19 protein-coding genes are annotated in these 17,931 nt (G+C 72.9%); 13 read left to right on the forward strand and 6 right to left on the reverse strand.

Annotated elements, in window-relative coordinates; genetic code table 11:
- Positions 1 to 104: 104 nt before the first annotated feature.
- The 3 genes from J1M38_RS07205 to J1M38_RS07215 form a co-directional block, all read right to left on the reverse strand.
- On the reverse strand, positions 105 to 893 hold the full coding sequence (locus tag J1M38_RS07205; protein WP_036339040.1) for an IclR family transcriptional regulator: 789 nt from the start codon (positions 891 to 893) through the stop codon (positions 105 to 107).
- 22 nt (positions 894 to 915) lie between these two features.
- Positions 916 to 2,046, reverse strand: a complete 1,131-nt coding sequence (locus J1M38_RS07210; RefSeq protein WP_180971872.1) for a histidinol-phosphate transaminase — start codon at positions 2,044 to 2,046, stop codon at positions 916 to 918.
- Positions 2,047 to 2,117: 71 nt separating this feature from the next.
- Positions 2,118 to 2,846 carry an IclR family transcriptional regulator gene (locus J1M38_RS07215; protein WP_020624880.1) on the reverse strand — a complete coding sequence of 243 codons (729 nt, stop codon included), beginning with the start codon at positions 2,844 to 2,846 and terminating at the stop codon, positions 2,118 to 2,120.
- A gap of 198 nt (positions 2,847 to 3,044) precedes the next feature.
- On the opposite strand from J1M38_RS07215, the gene J1M38_RS07220 reads away from it, so the two are divergent.
- Entirely contained in the window at positions 3,045 to 4,958 is a 1,914-nt protein-coding gene (locus J1M38_RS07220; RefSeq protein WP_206481319.1) for an FAD-binding monooxygenase, read from the forward strand.
- A gap of 34 nt (positions 4,959 to 4,992) precedes the next feature.
- Here the strand turns inward: J1M38_RS07220 and J1M38_RS07225 are convergent, their stop codons facing one another.
- Both J1M38_RS07225 and J1M38_RS07230 read right to left on the reverse strand, forming a co-directional pair.
- A complete protein-coding gene (locus tag J1M38_RS07225) occupies positions 4,993 to 6,492 on the reverse strand; it encodes a hypothetical protein (RefSeq protein ID WP_342356218.1) in 1,500 nt (499 codons plus the stop codon).
- Positions 6,493 to 6,530: 38 nt separating this feature from the next.
- Entirely contained in the window at positions 6,531 to 6,968 is a 438-nt protein-coding gene (locus tag J1M38_RS07230) for a hypothetical protein (RefSeq protein WP_044658769.1), read from the reverse strand.
- 259 nt (positions 6,969 to 7,227) lie between these two features.
- Between J1M38_RS07230 and paaA the strand changes: the two genes are divergently transcribed.
- The 12 genes from paaA (at position 7,228) to J1M38_RS07290 (ending at position 17,650) form a co-directional block, all read left to right on the forward strand.
- Positions 7,228 to 8,235 (forward strand): 1,2-phenylacetyl-CoA epoxidase subunit PaaA, encoded by a 1,008-nt coding sequence (gene paaA / locus J1M38_RS07235; RefSeq protein ID WP_144859535.1) that lies wholly within the window; start codon positions 7,228 to 7,230, stop codon positions 8,233 to 8,235.
- A gap of 3 nt (positions 8,236 to 8,238) precedes the next feature.
- Entirely contained in the window at positions 8,239 to 8,541 is a 303-nt protein-coding gene (gene paaB / locus J1M38_RS07240) for a 1,2-phenylacetyl-CoA epoxidase subunit PaaB (protein WP_020624884.1), read from the forward strand.
- Positions 8,538 to 9,371 carry a 1,2-phenylacetyl-CoA epoxidase subunit PaaC gene (gene paaC / locus J1M38_RS07245; RefSeq protein ID WP_041102600.1) on the forward strand — a complete coding sequence of 278 codons (834 nt, stop codon included), beginning with the start codon at positions 8,538 to 8,540 and terminating at the stop codon, positions 9,369 to 9,371. The genes paaB and paaC overlap by 4 nt, the downstream gene beginning before the upstream one ends.
- The gene (gene paaD, locus J1M38_RS07250) at positions 9,368 to 9,877 is read left to right on the forward strand and encodes a 1,2-phenylacetyl-CoA epoxidase subunit PaaD (RefSeq protein ID WP_049146511.1); all 510 of its coding nucleotides are present in this window, start codon (positions 9,368 to 9,370) and stop codon (positions 9,875 to 9,877) included. Before paaC ends, paaD begins: the two co-directional genes overlap by 4 nt.
- The gene (paaE, locus tag J1M38_RS07255; protein ID WP_061866839.1) at positions 9,877 to 11,046 is read left to right on the forward strand and encodes a 1,2-phenylacetyl-CoA epoxidase subunit PaaE; all 1,170 of its coding nucleotides are present in this window, start codon (positions 9,877 to 9,879) and stop codon (positions 11,044 to 11,046) included. The genes paaD and paaE overlap by 1 nt, the downstream gene beginning before the upstream one ends.
- A gap of 31 nt (positions 11,047 to 11,077) precedes the next feature.
- On the forward strand, positions 11,078 to 11,863 hold the full coding sequence (locus tag J1M38_RS07260) for an enoyl-CoA hydratase/isomerase family protein (RefSeq protein WP_049146507.1): 786 nt from the start codon (positions 11,078 to 11,080) through the stop codon (positions 11,861 to 11,863).
- Positions 11,864 to 12,094: 231 nt separating this feature from the next.
- The gene (locus tag J1M38_RS07265; protein ID WP_206481318.1) at positions 12,095 to 13,453 is read left to right on the forward strand and encodes an MFS transporter; all 1,359 of its coding nucleotides are present in this window, start codon (positions 12,095 to 12,097) and stop codon (positions 13,451 to 13,453) included.
- 301 nt (positions 13,454 to 13,754) lie between these two features.
- Positions 13,755 to 14,972, forward strand: coding sequence for a thiolase family protein (locus J1M38_RS07270; protein WP_206481317.1), 1,218 nt, complete (start codon positions 13,755 to 13,757; stop codon positions 14,970 to 14,972).
- A 4-nt stretch (positions 14,973 to 14,976) separates the two neighbouring features.
- Positions 14,977 to 15,762, forward strand: coding sequence for an enoyl-CoA hydratase/isomerase family protein (locus J1M38_RS07275; RefSeq protein WP_095695020.1), 786 nt, complete (start codon positions 14,977 to 14,979; stop codon positions 15,760 to 15,762).
- 8 nt (positions 15,763 to 15,770) lie between these two features.
- Positions 15,771 to 16,658, forward strand: coding sequence for a 3-hydroxyacyl-CoA dehydrogenase family protein (locus J1M38_RS07280; RefSeq protein WP_123244484.1), 888 nt, complete (start codon positions 15,771 to 15,773; stop codon positions 16,656 to 16,658).
- A 114-nt stretch (positions 16,659 to 16,772) separates the two neighbouring features.
- Positions 16,773 to 17,156 carry an MmcQ/YjbR family DNA-binding protein gene (locus J1M38_RS07285; RefSeq protein WP_044658760.1) on the forward strand — a complete coding sequence of 128 codons (384 nt, stop codon included), beginning with the start codon at positions 16,773 to 16,775 and terminating at the stop codon, positions 17,154 to 17,156.
- Positions 17,156 to 17,650 (forward strand): SRPBCC family protein, encoded by a 495-nt coding sequence (locus J1M38_RS07290; protein WP_134377429.1) that lies wholly within the window; start codon positions 17,156 to 17,158, stop codon positions 17,648 to 17,650. Before J1M38_RS07285 ends, J1M38_RS07290 begins: the two co-directional genes overlap by 1 nt.
- Before the next feature lie 22 nt (positions 17,651 to 17,672).
- On the opposite strand, the gene J1M38_RS07295 is transcribed toward J1M38_RS07290, so the two are convergent.
- Positions 17,673 to 17,931 (reverse strand): aspartate 1-decarboxylase (locus tag J1M38_RS07295; RefSeq protein ID WP_206501212.1); only part of this gene is annotated, 259 nt, incomplete at its 5' end.

Below are 17,931 nucleotides of genomic sequence, written 5' to 3' on the forward strand. Positions count from 1 at the left end.
GTCACCGGTCGGGCCGGGCGGGTCGGGCCGCGCTGCCGGGGCCGGCGGCGGAGGTCCCGACCATCCTGTGGCGCAGGACACGGCCCGCGCCCGGCCGTTCTCACTCAGTGAGAATGGCCGCCGAGTCCGCGGGCGATCCCCCGGGCGGCCGTCATCAGCAGGGGCGGCACCCCCGGGGTGTACGGCGCCTCGCGGGGGACGACGACCCCGAGCGCGGCCGCCGCCACGCCGTCGGCCCCGCGGACCGGCACGGCGACCCCCCGGGACTCCTCGTCCAACGCGCCGTCCACGGCCGCGTACCCCTCCCGCCGCACATCCGCCAGAAGCGCTCGCAGCCGCGGCTCGCTGGGCGTGGCCACCCGCGCCCGCACGCCCGCGGGCACCGCACGCCCCGACTCGAGGGGATGGTGATCCACGACGGCGCCGAGCCGGTCCCGGTGCCGGGCGATGAACCGCTCCGCCGTCTCGACCGGGGCGTGGGCGAGCAGCACGAGTCCCAGGGCGGTGGTGAACGGCGGCAGCCGACCCGCGACGTCCGCCTGGTTCACCACGGCCCCCTGGGAGGAGAGCCGGGCGAGCACGAGGACGCCGTCGTCGTCGAGGACCGCGAGCTGCGTGTGCTGCCGCAGGACCGACTGCACGTCCACGAGGAACGGCATGGCCGTCCGGGCCAGGGACATGCTCGGCGCGCTCCGGGAGGCCATCTCCCACAGCCGCAGGCCGGGCCGGACCACGCCGTCCTCGTCCTTCTGCAGCAGCTCGGCGCGCACCAGCCGGTCCACCCACCGATAGGCGGTGGCCAGGGGCAGCTCGGTGCGCCGGGCCAGGGCCGCCACGGTCAACACCGGACGCTCCGCGTCGAACGCGAAGCGGACCCGGATCAGCCGGTCCAACGTGCCGCTCGCGCCGGCCCGCTCACGTCAGGAAGTCGCGCGCGACCTCGAGGAAGCGGTCGTTGGCCTCCTTCTCGCCGATGCTCACGCGCACGCCCTCGCCCGCGAACGCCCGGACGGACAGGGCCTGGGCCTGGGCGGCCTCGGCGAACGCCTGCGTGCGCTCGCCGAGCGGCATCCACACGAAGTTGGCCTGCGAGGAGGGCAGGTCCCAACCGGCCTCGGCCAGGGCGGCGGCGACGCGCTCGCGCTCGTCGACGACGACCTGCACGCGCTCGAGGACCTCGTCCAGGTGCTCGAGCGAGGCGATCGCGGCCTCCTCCGCCACCGTGGACACCGCGAACGGGGTGGCCACGGTGCGCAGGGCCTTGGTGATCTCCGGCTGCGAGACCGAGTAGCCCACGCGCAGATTGGCGAGGCCGTGGGCCTTCGAGAAGGTGCGCAGCACGACGACGTTCGCGTGCTTGCGGTACATCTCCAGGCCCTTGACCGCGTCCTCGTCGCGGACGAACTCCACGTACGCCTCGTCGATGACCACGAGGATGTGCGCGGGCACGCGCGCCAGGAAGTCCTCGACCTCGGCGGTCGTGAGCACGGGGCCGGTCGGGTTGTTGGGGGTGCAGAGCAGGATCACGCGGGTCCGCTCCGTGATCGCCTCCAGCATGGCCGGCAGGTCGTGGCGGTGGTCCGCGGTGAGCGGCACCTGCACGTCCACGGCACCGGCGGTGCGGACCACGATCGGGTAGGCCTCGAAGGAGCGCCACGCGAAGATCACCTCGTCGCCCTCCCCCGCCTCGCCGTGGCCGGCGAAGGCGGTGATGACCTGGGCCAGGGCGCCGAGGGAGCCGGCACCCGTCACGACGTCGTCCGCCGGGACGTCCAGGTGCGCGGCCAGGGCCTGGCGCAGGCCGGTGGAGAGGGTGTCCGGGTAGCGGCAGAGGGTGCTGGGCGCGCCCTCCGGGCCGGTCACGACCTGACGCACCCGGTCGATCACGCCGGGCACGGGCGCGTAGGGGTTCTCGTTCGAGGAGAGCTTGTAGGGGTGCAGGCCCGGGACGGCGACCGGCGGCTTGCCGGCGGCGTACGGCGGCAGCATGCCGACCTTCTTGTGGGGCGCGACCACGGCGGGCGTCTGCTGTGCGTCATCAGTCATGGCCACCAGGGTAATGCGGGCCGCGGACGCTGTGATCCGCCGCACGGGCCCCGGACGCGGCGCCCCGGGGTTCAGGCTGCGCCGAAGGCGACGGCGACGGCCCGGGCCGCCTCACCGAGCCGGTCCCCGAGGCGCGCCGGGTCCTCCGGCCGCGTCGCGTAGACCACGGCGAGGGCGGCGGGCAGCTGGCCCGGGACCCGCAGCGGCACGGCCACCGAGGAGACGCCGGTGATGACCTCGTCGGAGCTGACGGCCCAGCCGCGCTCCCGCACGTCGTCGAGCTCGGGTCGCTCGGGCGGGGCCTCGCCGGGCAGCCGCGCCCACTCCTGTCCGGTCAGGGCGACGGCGATCGCCATCCCCGGCGCACCGACCCCGAGGGGGTGCCGGGTCCCCGGCCGCTGCGTGACGAGGTTGCCGCTGGGCGGCTCGGCCGTGGCCAGGGTGAGGCAGTGGGCCCCGTCCCACACCACCAGGAACGCGGTCATGCCCAGGTCGGTGGAGACGGCGGTCAGGTGCGGCATGGCCGCCGCGCGCAGATCCTGCTCCACCCGGCGGGCGAGGACGGCCAGGCCGGGGGCGGCGTGGACGCGGCCGAGGCCGTCGCGGCGCAGCAGGCCGTGGGCCTCGAAGGTGCGCAGCATGCGGTAGGCGACCGAGCGATGGACGCCCAGGCCGTCGGCGAGGTCGGCGATGGTGGGCGGCTCGGGCGCCTCCACGACGGTCTCGAGCAGGGTGAGCGCGCGGGAGAGCGTCTGGGAGGGTGCGCCCTCCCGGACCGGGCCGCCGTCGTGCTCTGCCATCCGTGCTCCTCGCCTCGCGTGCCGGACGTGACGCGCCCGGGGCGTGGTCGGCCCGCGCACCGGTTGTGAACCCTGTCACGTCCGCGTACAGTCTGGCACACATGTGTTCCCAGGGGGAACACCGTGTTCTCTGAGAGAACACGCCGTCGGGTGGCACGCGCGCCGCGCAGCGACATCCCCCGCAGCGAAAGGACCCCCATGCTCTTCCACCACCACGGCTATGTCTCCACGAACCCGCGCGTCCAGGTGGCGGCCGGCATCGGCCTGGACCGCCCCGCCGAGCTGCCGGACGAGATGGACGTGCTGATCGTCGGCTCCGGCCCGGCCGGCATGATCGCCGCCGCCCAGCTCGCGATGTTCCCGGACGTCCACACCCGCATCATCGAGCGCCGCCCCCACCGGCTCGAGATCGGCCAGGCGGACGGCATCCAGGCCCGCTCCGTGGAGACCTTCCAGGCCTTCGGCTTCGCGAGCGAGATCATCGACGAGGCCTTCGACCTGACCTCCATGGCGTTCTGGAACCCGGCCGAGGACGACGCGGACACGATCGTGCGCACCTCGCTGGCCGAGGACGACCCGGAGGGCGTCTCCGAGTTCCCGCACCTGATCGTGAACCAGGCCCGCATCCTGGACTGGTTCGCCGAGTACATGAAGAACTCCCCCACCCGCGCGCGGCCGGACTACGGCTGGGCATTCGAGACCCTCGAGGACACGAACGACGGCGAGCACCCCGTGCTCGTGACCCTGCGCCGCACCGTGGACGCCGAGGGCCACGCCCTCGAGGACCCCGCCTCGGGCCCGACCCGCCAGGTGCGCGCCAAGTACGTGGTGGGCGCGGACGGCGCGGGCTCTCGCGTCCGCAAGGCGATCGGCCACACCCTGACCGGCGACGCCGCGAACCACGCGTGGGGCGTCATGGACGCGCTGGCCGACACGGACTTCCCGGACATCCGCACCAAGTGCGCGATCCACTCGTCCAGCGGCTCGATCCTCCTGATCCCCCGCGAGGGCGGCCACCTGTTCCGCATGTACGTGGACCTCGGCGAGGTCCCGGCGGACGACGACCACAAGGTGCGCCAGACCCCGCTCGAGGAGATCATCCGCCGGGCCCAGCAGATCCTGCGCCCCTACACGCTGGACGTGAAGGAGGTCGCCTGGCATTCGGTGTACGAGGTGGGCCACCGCCTCACCTCGGGCTTCGACAACCGCGAGCGCGTGGCCCACCCCAACGTGTTCCTGCTCGGCGACGCCTGCCACACCCACTCCGCGAAGGCCGGCCAGGGCATGAACGTGTCCATGCAGGACGGCTGGAACCTCGGCTGGAAGCTGGGCCAGGTGCTCTCCGGGATGGCCCCGGTCGAGCTCGTGCCGACCTACTCGGAGGAGCGCAAGGAGATCGCCAAGAACCTGATCGACTTCGACAAGGAGTGGTCGACGCTCATGGCCAAGCCCACCTCTGAGCTGGGCGACCCGAACGAGGTGGCCGAGTTCTACACGAAGACCGCCGAGTTCCCGGCCGGCTTCATGACGGAGTACCAGCCCTCCCTCCTCACCACGGACGCCACCGGCCAGGCGCTGGCGCAGGGCTACCCCATCGGCAAGCGCTTCAAGTCGGCGCTGGTGGAGCGCTCGTGCGACACCAACGTCAAGCACCTGGGCCACCTGCACCGCGCGGACGGCCGCTGGCGCGTCTACGTGTTCGCCGACGCCGCCTCCCCGCGCGCCGAGAATTCGAAGGTGGCGGCGTGGGCGAAGGCGATCGTGGAGGACCCGCGGTCCTTCCGCAACCGCCACACCCCGTCGGACGGGCCGGAGGACGCCCGCTTCGACATCAAGGTCGTGTACCAGCAGAAGCAGACCGAGTTCGCCCACCCGGACGTGCCGTCGATCTTCCGGCCGACCACCGGCTCCCTCGGCCTGCACGACCTGAACAACATCTTCGCCACGTGCCGGCCCACGCACGGCGAGGACATCTTCGAGGCCCGCGGCATCAGCCGTGACGGCGCCGTCGTCGTGGTCCGCCCGGACCAGTACGTCTCCGGCGTCTTCGGCCTGGACGAGGTCGACCGCCTGAACGCGTTCTTCGCGGGCGTGCTGCTCGACGCGAACTGAGCAGGCGGCGGCGGGCGCCCCGCCGCCGGTGCGCTCACCGGGATCCCGGGGGCAGGTGGTCCCGCTCGGGCGGCGTGCGGCGCAGTCGCACCGCCCGGCTCGAGGCCACGGTGCCGGCGGTCAGCCCGGCCAACGCGGCGGAGAGCCCGGCGACCTCCGCCCGGGATGCGGGCTCGGCGGCCTCGAACTGCCGGATCAGGTCCACCTGGACGTCGAAGTCGTGGGCGGCGTCCAGGTCACCCTTGACCGCCAGCGGAGAGCCGGTCCGGAAGCCGCCCCCGGGCCCGTCCCACCCGTGGCCGGCCGGGTGGAAGACCACCTCGGCCCGGCGCGCCGAGACGGGGGTGGGCGCCCCGTCCGCGGCGACGGCCAGGTCCCCGTCCGCGGAGAACTCCAGCACCGCGGTCCGCCCGGTCTCCACCGCGTTGCCGGACGGCGCCGCGACCGTCATGACGCCGGTCACGGGGTACACGGACGTGAAGTCCTCGCGCCCGGCCAGGTTCACGGCGTGCACCCCGCCCTGGGAGTAGCCGGCCAGGACGAGCGGGGCGCCGTGCGGGACGTCGGCCGCCTCGAGCGCCGCCCGCACCGCCGGGGCCGTGACCTCGGACTCGGAGCCGAGGGCGTCCAGGAGTCCGCCGGCGTCCCACGGGTCGGTCGACTCGGGATCCGGGATCAGGCCGCCGCGGGTGCCCGGCAGGCCCACCACCCAGGCGCGGCTCCCGTTCTCTCGCACCACCTCCGTGACCGTGAGGTCGCCGTCCCCCTCCTCGCGCGGGATGAGAGAGGCCAGCCCCGTGGCCGAGCCGTCCAGCAGGGCGGGCGCCGTCGGCCGGTCCTGCGGCGCCCCGTGCGGGGTCACCGCGCCCCGGGGCGCCGCGCCGGCGAGGGTCAGGGCGTCCGCCGCCACGGTCCACGCCTCGTCCGGGGAGACCCGCAGCGCCTCGGTGAGGTCCGACGCGGCATCCGTCCCCTTCTTCGCCGCGGAGGAGACGGGCCGCTTCAGCACGAGCTTCTGCGCCCTCGTCAGCATCTTCACGTCGATCCGCGCCAGGGCCGCGAGCAGGGGGAAGCCGGCGGCCGTGAGCATGGCGGCCACGATGGCCTCGGGCACCGCCTGGACGAGGTCCTGCACGAGCCGCTCCGCCTCGCGGGTGGTGAGGCCGTCATGGCCGTCCCGCCAGAGCAGCGCCGGCAGCTCCTCCAGGGAGGCGTCCTCGGCGGCCATGATGCCGGCCGCCGCGCGCTCGGCCTCCTCGTAGCGGGCCGCCGCGGAGAGCAGGTCGCGGTGCAGCTCGGCGCACTGCTCCGACAGGCTCCGCACGCGACCGACCGCCTCCGCCAGCCGGTCCTGCAGCAGGGCGGCGGAGGCGAGCCACGTGGCCGATCGGCCCAGCCCGAAGGCGGCCGCGTCGACCTGCCACGAGGCTCCGGCCGCCTCTTCGGCGGCGTGCTCGTGCCGCCCGGCCACGACGCGCATCTCCTCGGCCTCCGCGTAGATCGAGCCCGGTCCGCCGTGCGTGCTGAAGGCCACCGCCCCCGGGCCCGCACCCCCCGCACCCCGCCCGCCGGTCATGCCGCCACCGCCAGCGAGCGCAGGACGGCCAGCGCCGCCTCCTCGGCCGCCCGCTGCCGGGCCTCCGCGTTCCGGCGCGCGTCCTCGGCGTCCCGCTCGGCGGTGGCCCGCAGGGCGAGCCACTCCCCGGCCTCCCGTTCGAGCTCCGCCGCCAGGGCCGCCGCCCGCCGGACGGCCTCCCCATAGGCGCCGGCGGCCTCCCCGCGCCATGCCGTGTGCATCGCCGAGCGCACGTCCGTGGCGGCGCTGACCAGCCCGCCCAGCGCCGTGCGCAGCTGCGTCTGGGCCACGGCGAGGTCGGCGAGGGCCTGCTCGGCGGCCTCCCGCTCGCGCCGGGCGGGGTCGGCCCACGCGACCAGGCGGGCGGCGTCGTCGTCGAGTCCGACGGCCCGCAGGGCCGTGGCGATCTGCTGAGGTCCGATGAGGGGTGACATGCGGCCACCGTAGGGAGGGCCCGGGCCCCGCGACTGCGGCGAGGGGCGATCCGGGGATGGGGGACGCCGTCGGGACGCCTGTGCAGGAGCCAACCCTCTCGCACCGTCCCGGCGGCCGCGTCGCACCCGGGTCGCGCCGGCTTCGGCGTGTTGACCGAGGTCACACCCTGGCCTATTCTGAACGAGCGGTCAGTAATTCGATGCGCCCCGGTGCGCCCTGACCACGGAACCAGCCCGCACTCAGCGTGAGGTGATCCCCATGACGCAGACCAGCTCCCCCCAGCACCTGGCCTCCGTCCCGTCCCCCGAGGATGCGGCCGGCCAGGAGAACTTCGATCGCCTGATCGCGGAGGACTCACGCATCGAGCCCCGCGACTGGATGCCCGAGGCGTACCGCAGGTCCCTGACCCGCCAGGTCTCCCAGCACGCGCACTCCGAGATCATCGGCATGCAGCCGGAGGCCAACTGGATCACCCGAGCCCCCTCCCTGAAGCGCAAGGCGATCCTCATGGCCAAGGTCCAGGACGAGGCCGGCCACGGCCTGTACCTGTACTCCGCCGCCGAGACCCTCGGCACCCCGCGGGACGAGCTGAACGCGCAGCTGCTCTCCGGCCGCGCGAAGTACTCCTCGATCTTCAACTACCCGGCCCGCACCTGGGCGGACATGGGCGCGATCGGCTGGCTCGTCGACGGCGCCGCGATCTGCAACCAGGTGCCGCTGTGCCGCGCCTCCTACGGCCCGTACGGCCGCGCGATGGTGCGCATCTGCAAGGAGGAGTCGTTCCACCAGCGCCAGGGCTGGGAGATCCTCTACGAGCTCTCGCACGGCACCCCGGAGCAGAAGCAGATGGCCCAGGACGCCGTGGACCGCTTCTACGGCCCGGCCCTGCAGATGTTCGGCCCGCCGGACGAGGACTCCCCCAACTCCCGCCAGTCCATGGCGTGGAAGGTCAAGCGCTTCTCCAACGACGACCTTCGCCAGCGCTTCGTGGACATGATCGTCCCGCAGGCCGAGGCCCTCGGCCTCACCCTGCCGGACCCGGACCTGAAGTGGAACGAGGAGCGCGGCCACTACGACTTCGGCGAGCTGGACTGGGACGAGTTCATGTCCGTGATCAAGGGCAACGGCCCCATGAACACCCAGCGCATGGCCCGCCGCATCCAGGCCCACGAGGAGGGCGCCTGGGTCCGCGAGGCCGCCGCCGCCTACGCCCGCCGCCAGGCCGAGCAGAACGCGCCGGCCGAGACCCACCTGATCGGAGCCTGACCCATGAGCGAGACCACCGCCGCCTCCCACGCCTGGCCCCTGTGGGAGGTCTTCGTCCGCGCCAACCGCGGCCTCTCCCACGTGCACGCCGGCTCGCTGCACGCCCCGGACGCCACCCTGGCGCTGCGCAACGCGCGTGACCTGTACACCCGCCGCAACGAGGGCACCTCCGTGTGGGTCGTCCCGGCCGAGGCCATCGCGGCCTCAGACCCGGACTCCAAGGGCGGCTTCTTCGAGTCCGCGCAGGGCAAGTCCTACCGTCACGCCACCTACTACCAGCAGTCCGAGGGGGTGCCGCACCTGTGAGCTTCGCGACCAACGACTCCGCCACGAGGCACTCCGCGGGCGTGGCCATCACCGCCGAGGAGATCGCGGCGGGCGAGCAGAAGGCGAGCGACGACGTCGCCCGCTACGCCCTCGCCCTCGGTGACGACGCCCTGATGCTCGGCCAGCGCCTGTCCTGGTGGATCTCGCGCGCCCCGGAACTCGAGGAGGACATCGCCCTGGGCAACATCGCCCTGGACCTCGTGGGCCACGCCCGCTTCCTCCTCTCCTACGCCGGCACCGCGTGGGGCAAGACCGAGGACGAGCTCGCGTACTTCCGCGACGAGGAGGAGTTCCGCTCCGTCCGCCTCGTGGAGGCCGAGAACGGCGACTTCGCCAAGACCATCGCCCGCCAGCTGTACTACTCGTTCTACTCGTACGAGCTGTACACCCGCCTGCGCGAGTCGGCCGACCCCACGCTCGCCGCCATCGCGGACAAGGCCCTCAAGGAGGTCCTGTACCACCAGGACCACGCCGCCCTGTGGCTGCAGCGCCTGGGCCTGGGCACCGAGGAGTCGAAGCGCCGCATGCAGCGCGGCCTGGACGAGCTGTGGCCCTACGTGGCCGAGCTTTTCCACGACGACGACGTCGTCCGCGCCCTCGCCGAGCAGGGCGTCGCCGTGCTGCCGTCCTCGCTCGAGGAGCCCACGATGACCCGCATCCGCGCGGCCATCGAGGAGGCCGGCCTGACCGTGCCGACGACGGGCACCGCCCGCGGCGGCGACCGCTCCGGCGCCATGAGCGAGTACCGCGGGTACATCCTCGCGGAGATGCAGTCCCTGGCGCGCCGTCACCCGGGAGCGACCTGGTGACCACCGCCAGCGAGCTGCGCCCCGCCGATCCCGCCGATGCGCGGGTCTGGGATGCGGCCTCCACCGTGCACGACCCGGAGATTCCCGTGCTGTCCATCGCGGACCTGGGGATCCTCCGGGAGGCACGGGCCGAGGGCGAGAGGGCCGTCGTCGTCATCACGCCCACCTATTCCGGCTGCCCCGCCATGGACACCATCACCACGGACGTCACCCGCGCGCTCGAGCGCGCCGGGTTCCCCGACGCCGAGGTGCGCCTGGCGCTGCAGCCGGCGTGGACCACGGACTGGATGACGGACGAGGGCAAGGCCAAGCTCAACGAGTACGGCATCGCCCCGCCCGTCGCGCGCACCACGGACGGCCCGGTCATGATCGGCATGGCCGTGAAGTGCCCGCGCTGCCACTCCCTGAACACCCGCGAGATCACCCGCTTCGGCTCCACCTCCTGCAAGGCCCTCTACACCTGCCGGGAGTGCCTCGAGCCCTTCGACTACTTCAAGGTGCACTGATGACCGAGACCACCGACGTCCCCACCACCGGCAAGCGCCGCGCCACGTTCAACACCCTCGAGGTGTCCGAGCTGCGCCGCCTGACCGACGACTCCGTGGAGATCACCTTCGCGGTGCCCGAGGAGCTCGCCGACGACTACGACTACGTGCCGGGCCAGTACGTGGCCCTGCGCAAGGAGCTCGACGGCGCCGAGGTGCGCCGCTCCTACTCGATCTGCGCCGTCCCGAAGCGCGGCGAGATCCGCGTGGCCGTGAAGAAGGACATCGGCGGCAAGTTCTCCACGTGGGCCAACGAGAGCCTCGAGGTCGGCGAGAAGATCGACGTGATGAACCCGCAGGGCGCGTTCACGTCCCGCACGCACGTCACCTCTCTCAACGACGCCCAGAAGGTGGCGGCGGAGAAGGTCGCGGAGAAGAAGGACACGCACCTGGTGGCGTTCGCGGCCGGCTCGGGCATCACCCCGATCATGGCGATCGCCAAGGCCGTGCTCGCGGCCTCCGAGACCTCGCGCTTCGACCTGGTCTACGCGAACCGCTCCGCCATGGACGTGATGTTCGCCGAGGAGATCGGCGACCTCAAGGACAAGTACCCGGCCCGGTTCACGGTGCACCACGTGCTCTCCCGCGAGCAGCGCGTGTCCCCGCTGCTCTCCGGCCGCATCGACGAGGACAAGCTCACCACCCTCCTGGACCGCGTGATCGACGTGGAGGGCACCGACGAGTGGTTCCTCTGCGGCCCGTTCGAGCTCGTGCAGCTCACGCGTGAGACGCTCGCCGCCCGCGGCGTGTCCGAGGACGACGTGCGCTTCGAGCTGTTCACCACCGGCCGTCCGGAGAACCCGCAGGGCCACTCCGGACGTGTCGTCGAGGTGGACCCGAAGGGCGACAACGTGACCATCGAGTTCAACCTCGACGGCCTCACCGCCAAGGTCGAGTCCCCCAAGTCCGCCCACGAGACCGTCCTCAACGCGGCGCTGCGCGTCCGCTCGGACGTGCCCTTCGCGTGCGCCGGCGGCGTGTGCGGCACCTGCCGCGCCAAGGTCGTCGACGGCGCGTACGAGATGGACGAGAACTACGCGCTCGAGAAGGACGAGGTGGAGAAGGGCTACGTGCTCACGTGCCAGACCCGCCCGACCTCCGACTCGATCACGCTGGACTTCGACGCCTGAGCGCCCGCCCACGAGACCGAAGGAGCCCCCGATGATCGAGATCACCGTCGAGAACGGCGTCGCCGAGATCGTGCTGGACGCCCCCCAGAGGATGAACGCCCTGGACGAGGCCGCGCTGGCCGAACTCCAGGCCGCCTACGAGCGGGCCGCCGCCGGCGTCGAGTCCGGCGAGGTCCGGGCCGTGCTGCTGCGCGGCGAGGGCCGCGGCTTCTGCGCGGGCCGCGACATCTCCGCCGTGGTCCCGGCCGAGGACGACGCCACCGCCTACCTGCGGGACAGGGTCACCCCGGTGCTGCGGGCCATGTCCGAGATCCCGGTCCCCACCTTCGCCGCGGTGCAGGGCGCCTGCCTGGGCGTGGGCCTCGGCCTCGCGATCGCCACGGACGTGGTGTACGTGGCCGAGGACGCGAAGATCGGCTCGCCGTTCGCGAACCTCGGGGCCACCCTGGACTCGGGCGGCCACTGGCTGTTCACCGAGCGCCTGGGCGCGCACCGCACCCTGGACCTGATCTACACGGCCGAGCTCCTCTCGGGCGCCGAGGCCGTCCAGGCCGGGCTGTTCTCCCGGGCCCTGCCCGCGGACGAGCTGCTCGAGTTCACCCGCGCCAAGGTCGCCCAGGTGGCCTCCGGCGCGACCCTCGCGTTCCGCGCGTCGAAGGAGCTCGTGGCCCAGGTCCGCGACCACCGCGTGGGCCTGTGGGAGTCCCTCGACGCGGAGAACATCGCCCAGGGCGAGCTCTGCGGCACCGCCGACTACGCCGAGGGCTTCCAGGCCTTCCAGGAGAAGCGGAAGCCGGAGTTCACCGGCCGCGGCTGAGCCGCCGCACCCCGCCACCGACGACGGCGCCGCACCCTTCGCGCGAAGGGCGCGGCGCCGTCGTCGTCCCGGCCCGGCCGCGTCACATTCCCGTCATCAGCCCGGATCGTGGCGTGAGTCACAGGGGATCGTATACGGTGACGGGTGTCACTTCCCGACCGATCGGTCGGGAACCACACCGTCCTGCCGCCGCCTCACGGGCGGCCGCCGCCCCGCATCCCAGGAGCATCCATGAGCCACACCGTCGCATCCCCCGCGGCGCCCGCCCCCGCGCGCGATCGCCGCGAGGAGCGCAAGGTCATCGCCGGCACCGTCGTCGGCACCACCATCGAGTGGTACGACTTCTTCATCTTCGCCCAGGCCACCGCGCTCGTCTTCGCCGCCCTCTTCTTCCAGCCGATGGGTGAGAGCGGCTCCCAGATCGCCGCGTGGGCCACCCTCGGCATCTCCTTCCTCATCCGCCCGCTTGGCGCGATCGTCGCCGGCCATCTCGGTGACCGCTTCGGCCGCAAGTTCGTCCTGTCCCTCACGCTGATCGGCATGGGCCTGGCCACCACCCTCATCGGCCTGCTGCCCACCTACGCCCAGATCGGTGTGTGGGCCCCGATCCTGCTCGTCGCGCTGCGCCTGCTGCAGGGCCTGTCCGCGGGCGGCGAGTGGGGCGGCGCGGCGCTGCTGTCCGTGGAGCACGCCCCCCACGGCAAGCGCGGCCTGTTCGGCTCCGCCCCGCAGATCGGCGTGCCGCTGGGCATGATCCTGGCCACCGGCGTGCTGTTCATCGTGCGCTCCACCATGTCCGAGGAGCAGTTCCTCACCTGGGGCTGGCGCATCCCGTTCCTGATCTCCGTGGTCCTGATCGTCGTCGGCTACCTGATCCGCAAGGCCGTCGAGGAGTCGCCGGTCTTCAAGGAGATGCAGCAGCTCAAGGTGGACGAGTCCGCCCCGCTGGGCGAGCTCTTCCGGCACCACACCAAGGAGGTCATCCTCGCCGCCGTGATCTTCGCCGCGAACAACGGCGTCGGCTACCTGCTCATCGCGTGGTTCTCGAAGTACGGCGGTCCGAAGGGTCTGGGCATGACCTCCTCCGAGGTGCTCATCGCGAGCCTCGTCGGCGGCGTCGGCTGGTTCATCTTCACCCTGCTCGGCGGCTGGGTCTCGGACAAGATCGGCCGCAAGCTGACCTTCGTCCTCGGCTACGGGTTCCTGATCGTCTGGGCCTTCCCGCTGTTCGGGCTGCTGAACACCGCGTCTCTGCCGCTGTTCTCGCTGGGCCTGTTCGTCCTGACGCTCGGCCTGGGTCCGTCCTACGGTCCGCAGTCGGCGATGTACGCCGAGATGTTCCCGGCCCGCGTCCGCTTCTCCGGCGTCTCCATCGGCTACGCGCTCGGCACCATCATCGGCGGCGCCTTCGCCCCGCTGCTCGCCGACCAGCTCGTGAAGACCGGCTGGGAGAACGTGGCCTGGTACATCATCGTGATCTCCGCGGTCTCGCTCATCGCCGTCCTGTTCGTCCCCAAGGGCATCCAGGACCGCGAGCTGCACGACGAGCAGGTCGTCGCCACCCGCTCCCACCCGGTGGTCCCGGCCTGATCCGGGCCGCCTGACGGGCTTCGCCCGTCCCCACCCCACGACGACGGCGCGTCCTCCTCCGGAAGGGCGCGCCGTCGTCGTGCGGTGCGCGGGCCGGACCGGGCCGGCGCCGAGGCCCGCAGACACGCCGCTACCTCGGGGACGTAACGGCGCGTCTGCGGGCCTCAGCGCGGGCTCGTCTCTGCCCCGTCACACCCGCCCAGCAGTTGACCCCCGTCACACCGGCCCGGGATACTGAACCTGAACGCACGGTCGGTAATTCACCGCGCCCGCCCCGTCGTCGGTCACTCAAGGAGTCTCCATGTCCGCACAGTCCCAGGCCCTGCTCGTCGGCGGTCGCCGCACGCCCGTCGGCAAGTACGGCGGCGCCCTCTCCTCCGTCCGCCCCGACGACCTCGCCGCCCTGACCATCAAGGCCGTGGTCGAGGACGCCGGCATCGACCCGTCGGTCGTGGACGAGGTCATCCTCGGCAACGCCAACGGCGCCGGCGAGGAGAACCGCAACGTCGCCCGCATGGCCTGGCTGCTGGCCGGCTTCCCGGACACCGTCCCCGGCATCACCGTGAACCGCCTCTGCGCCTCGGGCATGTCCGCGATCGGCATCGCCACCGCGATGGTGCGCTCCGGGATGGCCGACGTCGTCGTGGCCGGCGGCGTGGAGTCGATGTCCCGCGCCCCCTGGGTGATGGAGAAGCCGACGACGGCGTTCGCCAAGCCCGGCGCGGCCTTCGACACCGCAATCGGCTGGCGCTTCGTGAACCCGCGCTTCGCGGACGGCGAGTTCGGGGAGAAGTTCACCTTCTCCATGCCGGAGACCGCCGAGGAGGTCGGCGAGGTGGACGGCATCACCCGCGAGGACGCCGACGCCTTCGCCGCCCGCTCGCACGAGCGTGCGCTGGCCGCCATCGGGGCCGGCCGCTTCGCGGACGAGATCGTGCCCGTCGTCGTCACGGGCCGCAAGGGCGCGGAGACGATCGTGGACACGGACGAGGGCCCCCGCCCCGGCTCCACCCCCGAGGTGCTCGCCGGCCTGCGCCCGATCATCAAGAAGGACGGCGTGGTCACCGCCGGCAACTCCTCCTCCCTCAACGACGGCGCCTCGGCGATCCTCGTCGTCTCCGAGCGGGCCGCGCAGAAGTACGGCCTGACCCCGCGGGCCCGCGTCGTGGAGTCCACCTCGGCGGGCCTGGCCCCCGAGATCATGGGCCTGGGCCCCGTCCCGGCCACCGAGAAGGCCCTCGAGCGCTCCGGCTGGTCCGTGGCGGATCTGGGCGCCGTCGAGCTCAACGAGGCCTTCGCCACCCAGTCCCTGGCCTCGATGCGGCGCCTCGGCCTGGACCCGGAGACCGTCAACGCCGACGGCGGCGCGATCGCCCTGGGCCATCCGCTCGGCTCCTCGGGCTCGCGCCTCGTGGTCACGCTGCTCGGTCGGATGGAGCGCGAGGGCGCGGACAGGGGCCTGGCCACGATGTGCGTGGGCGTGGGCCAGGGCTCCGCGATGCTCGTCGAGAAGGTCTGAGCGCATGGACGACTTCAGCCACTTCACGGCACTGCGCGTCGAGGAGCGTGAGGACCGCGTCCACGCGCGCATGGACCGCCCGGGCGTGCGCAACGCGATCGACCAGACCATGGTCGACGAGTTCCACGAGCTCTGCGCCCACCTCGAACGCGAGCCGAAGATCCTGATCATCTCGGGCACACAGGTGGAGTCGACGCGCGAGCCGGGGACGTTCTCCGGCATCTTCGCCTCCGGCGCGGACATCGGACAGCTGCGCGAGCGCCGCCGCGACGACGCCCTGCGCGGCGTGAACTCGCAGGTCTTCGACCGCATCCACCGGCTGCCCATGCCCGTGATCGCAGCGATCGACGGCTTCGCCCTCGGCGGCGGCGCGGAACTGGCCTACGCGGCCGACTTCCGCATCGCCACCCCGGCGCTGAAGATGGGCCAGCCCGAGACGAGTCTGGGGATCACCGCCGCTGCGGGCGCCCAGTGGCGGCTCAAGGAGCTGGTGGGCGAGCCGGTGGCCCTCGAGCTGCTGCTCGCCGGACGGATCCTGGACGCGCAGGAGGCCCTCGAGCTCAAGCTCGTCACCGAGCTGCACGAGCCGGAGGCCCTCCTCGACGCCGCCGACGCCCTCGCCGACCGCATCGCGCAGCAGGACCCGCTGGCGGTGCGGCTGTCCAAGCGCGTCTTCCACCTCCCCCGCGAGGCCCACCCCCACGTGGACGAGATCGCGCAGGCCATCCTGTTCGAGTCCGAGGCCAAGTTCGAGCGCATGCAGGCGTTCCTCGACCGCAAGAAGAAGTGAGGACTGACATGACCGATCAGCAGCACACCCCTGATGCCGCGCCGTCCTCCGTGCCCGCCGTCGTCGGCGTCCTCGGCGGCGGCCGGATGGGTGGCGGCATCGCCCACGCGTTCCTCGTCTCCGGCTCGTCCGAGGTGGTCGTCGTCGAGCGCGACCCGCGGTCGGCCGAGGCCGCCAGGGAGCGCATCGAGGCCGACCTGGCCGCCTCCCTGGACCGCGGCAAGATCGACGGCGACCTGGACGAGTGGGCGCAGCGCCTGACCGTCACCGTGGACCGCGCCGACTTCGCCCGCTGCGACCTCGTGGTCGAGGCCGTGTTCGAGGACATGCAGGTGAAGATCGAGGCGCTCACCGACGTCGAGGCCCACCTGCGCGAGGACGCCTGGCTGGCCAGCAACACCTCCTCCCTGTCCATCGACGAGATCGCCTCGCACCTGCAGCGTCCCGAGCGCTTCTGCGGCCTGCACTACTTCAACCCGGTGCCCGCCTCGAAGCTCGTGGAGGTCGTGATCGGCGAGCAGACCGGTGCGGAGCTCCAGGCCCTGTCCACCGAGTGGGTCCGCGGGCTCGGCAAGACCCCCGTCGTCGTCAAGGACGCCCCGGGCTTCGCCTCGTCGCGCCTGGGCGTGGCGATCGCGCTCGAGGCCATCCGCATGGTCGAGGAGGGCGTGGCCTCCCCCGAGGACATCGACGCCGCCATGGTGCTCGGATACAAGTTCCCGGTCGGCCCGCTGGCCCTGACCGACATCGTGGGCCTGGACGTGCGCCTGGGCATCGCGGAGTACCTCGAGTCCCAGCTGGGTGAGCGCTTCGCCCCGCCGCAGCTCATGCGGGACATGGTGGCCCGCGGCGAGCTCGGCCGGAAGTCCGGCAAGGGCTTCTTCGACTACCGCTGAGCCCCCGGGGCAGGCGCTTTCGAACGGGAGATAGGGCCTATCTCCCGTTCGAAAGCGCCCATTCCCCCGATATCACGTTCGAAAGTGCGGGGCGGCGCGGCTAGCGTGACGGGTATGGACGAGCCCACGCTGCTGCGCGTCGCCCGCGACCGCGCCCTCGAGCTGCCGGGCAGCGCCGCGTCGCACCCCTTCGGCCCGGACACCGAGGTCATGAAGGTGCAGGGGAAGCTGTTCGCGGTGTTCATCGACCACGACGGGCGCCGCCTCGTGAACGTCAAGGCCCGCCCGGAGGACGGCGCCCAGCTGCGCGCGGCCCTGCCCGCGGCGATCACGCCCGGCTATCACATGGACAAGCGGCACTGGCTTAGCCTGGCCGCGCACCCGGCCCTCGACGAGCAGCTCGTGCGGGACCTCGTCACGGAGTCGTACCTGTTGGTCGTCGCGAAGCTCCCCCGCACCCGGCGCCCCGTGGACCCCGAGACCTTCGGCCGGGCCTGATGTCGGTCGACCGCCCCTTCCGCTTCACCCACCGCTGGGCCGTCCCCGCGGACGCCCGGTCCGTGCTGGCCCTGCTCGCCGACCCGGCCGGCTACCCACGCTGGTGGCCGGCCGTCCCGCGCGTCCGTCGCCTGGGCCCCGACCGCGCCGCCGTCCGGCTGCGCGGGTTCGTGCCGGTGCGTCTGACGATGGAGCGTCTCATCGACGACCGCGCCCGCGGCCTACTGGTCGCCCGCCTGAGCGGGGGCCTGACGGGCACCGTGCGGGTCACCGTCCACGACGACGGTGCCCCGGCCGGACACGCGCCGCGCTGCATCGTGGCGTGGGAGCAGGAGGTGGTGCTCACCTCGCCGTGGATGCGCGCCGTGGCCCACGTGCCGGGCGCCCGCACCGCGATGGGCCTCAGCCACGCGGCCGCGATGCGCTCCGCGCGTCGAGCGCTCGGGGCGAAGGCCGTGCCGACCGCTGATCCCGCTCGAAGGGCTCGTCCATGACGGCCCGGCGCCCCAGGCCGGCTCAGAGCTCGGCCTGCGCCTCGTTCCACTCGCGGGACAGCGGCGGGCGGGAGAGGCCGTCGAGGAGGCCGTCGGCGGGGTCGATGCCGAGCTCCACGATCCTGTTGTCCGCGTCCACGTGGACGACCTTGGGCTGGAAGTGGCGGGCCTCGTCGTCGTCCATCTGCCCGTAGGCGATGAGGATGACGATGTCCCCCGGATGCACCAGGTGGGCGGCGGCGCCGTTGATGCCGAGCACGCCGGAGCCCCGCTCGCCCGCG

This window comes from Micrococcus sp. KRD070, assembly GCF_017168435.1.
In the GTDB taxonomy this organism is placed as follows: domain Bacteria; phylum Actinomycetota; class Actinomycetes; order Actinomycetales; family Micrococcaceae; genus Micrococcus; species Micrococcus luteus.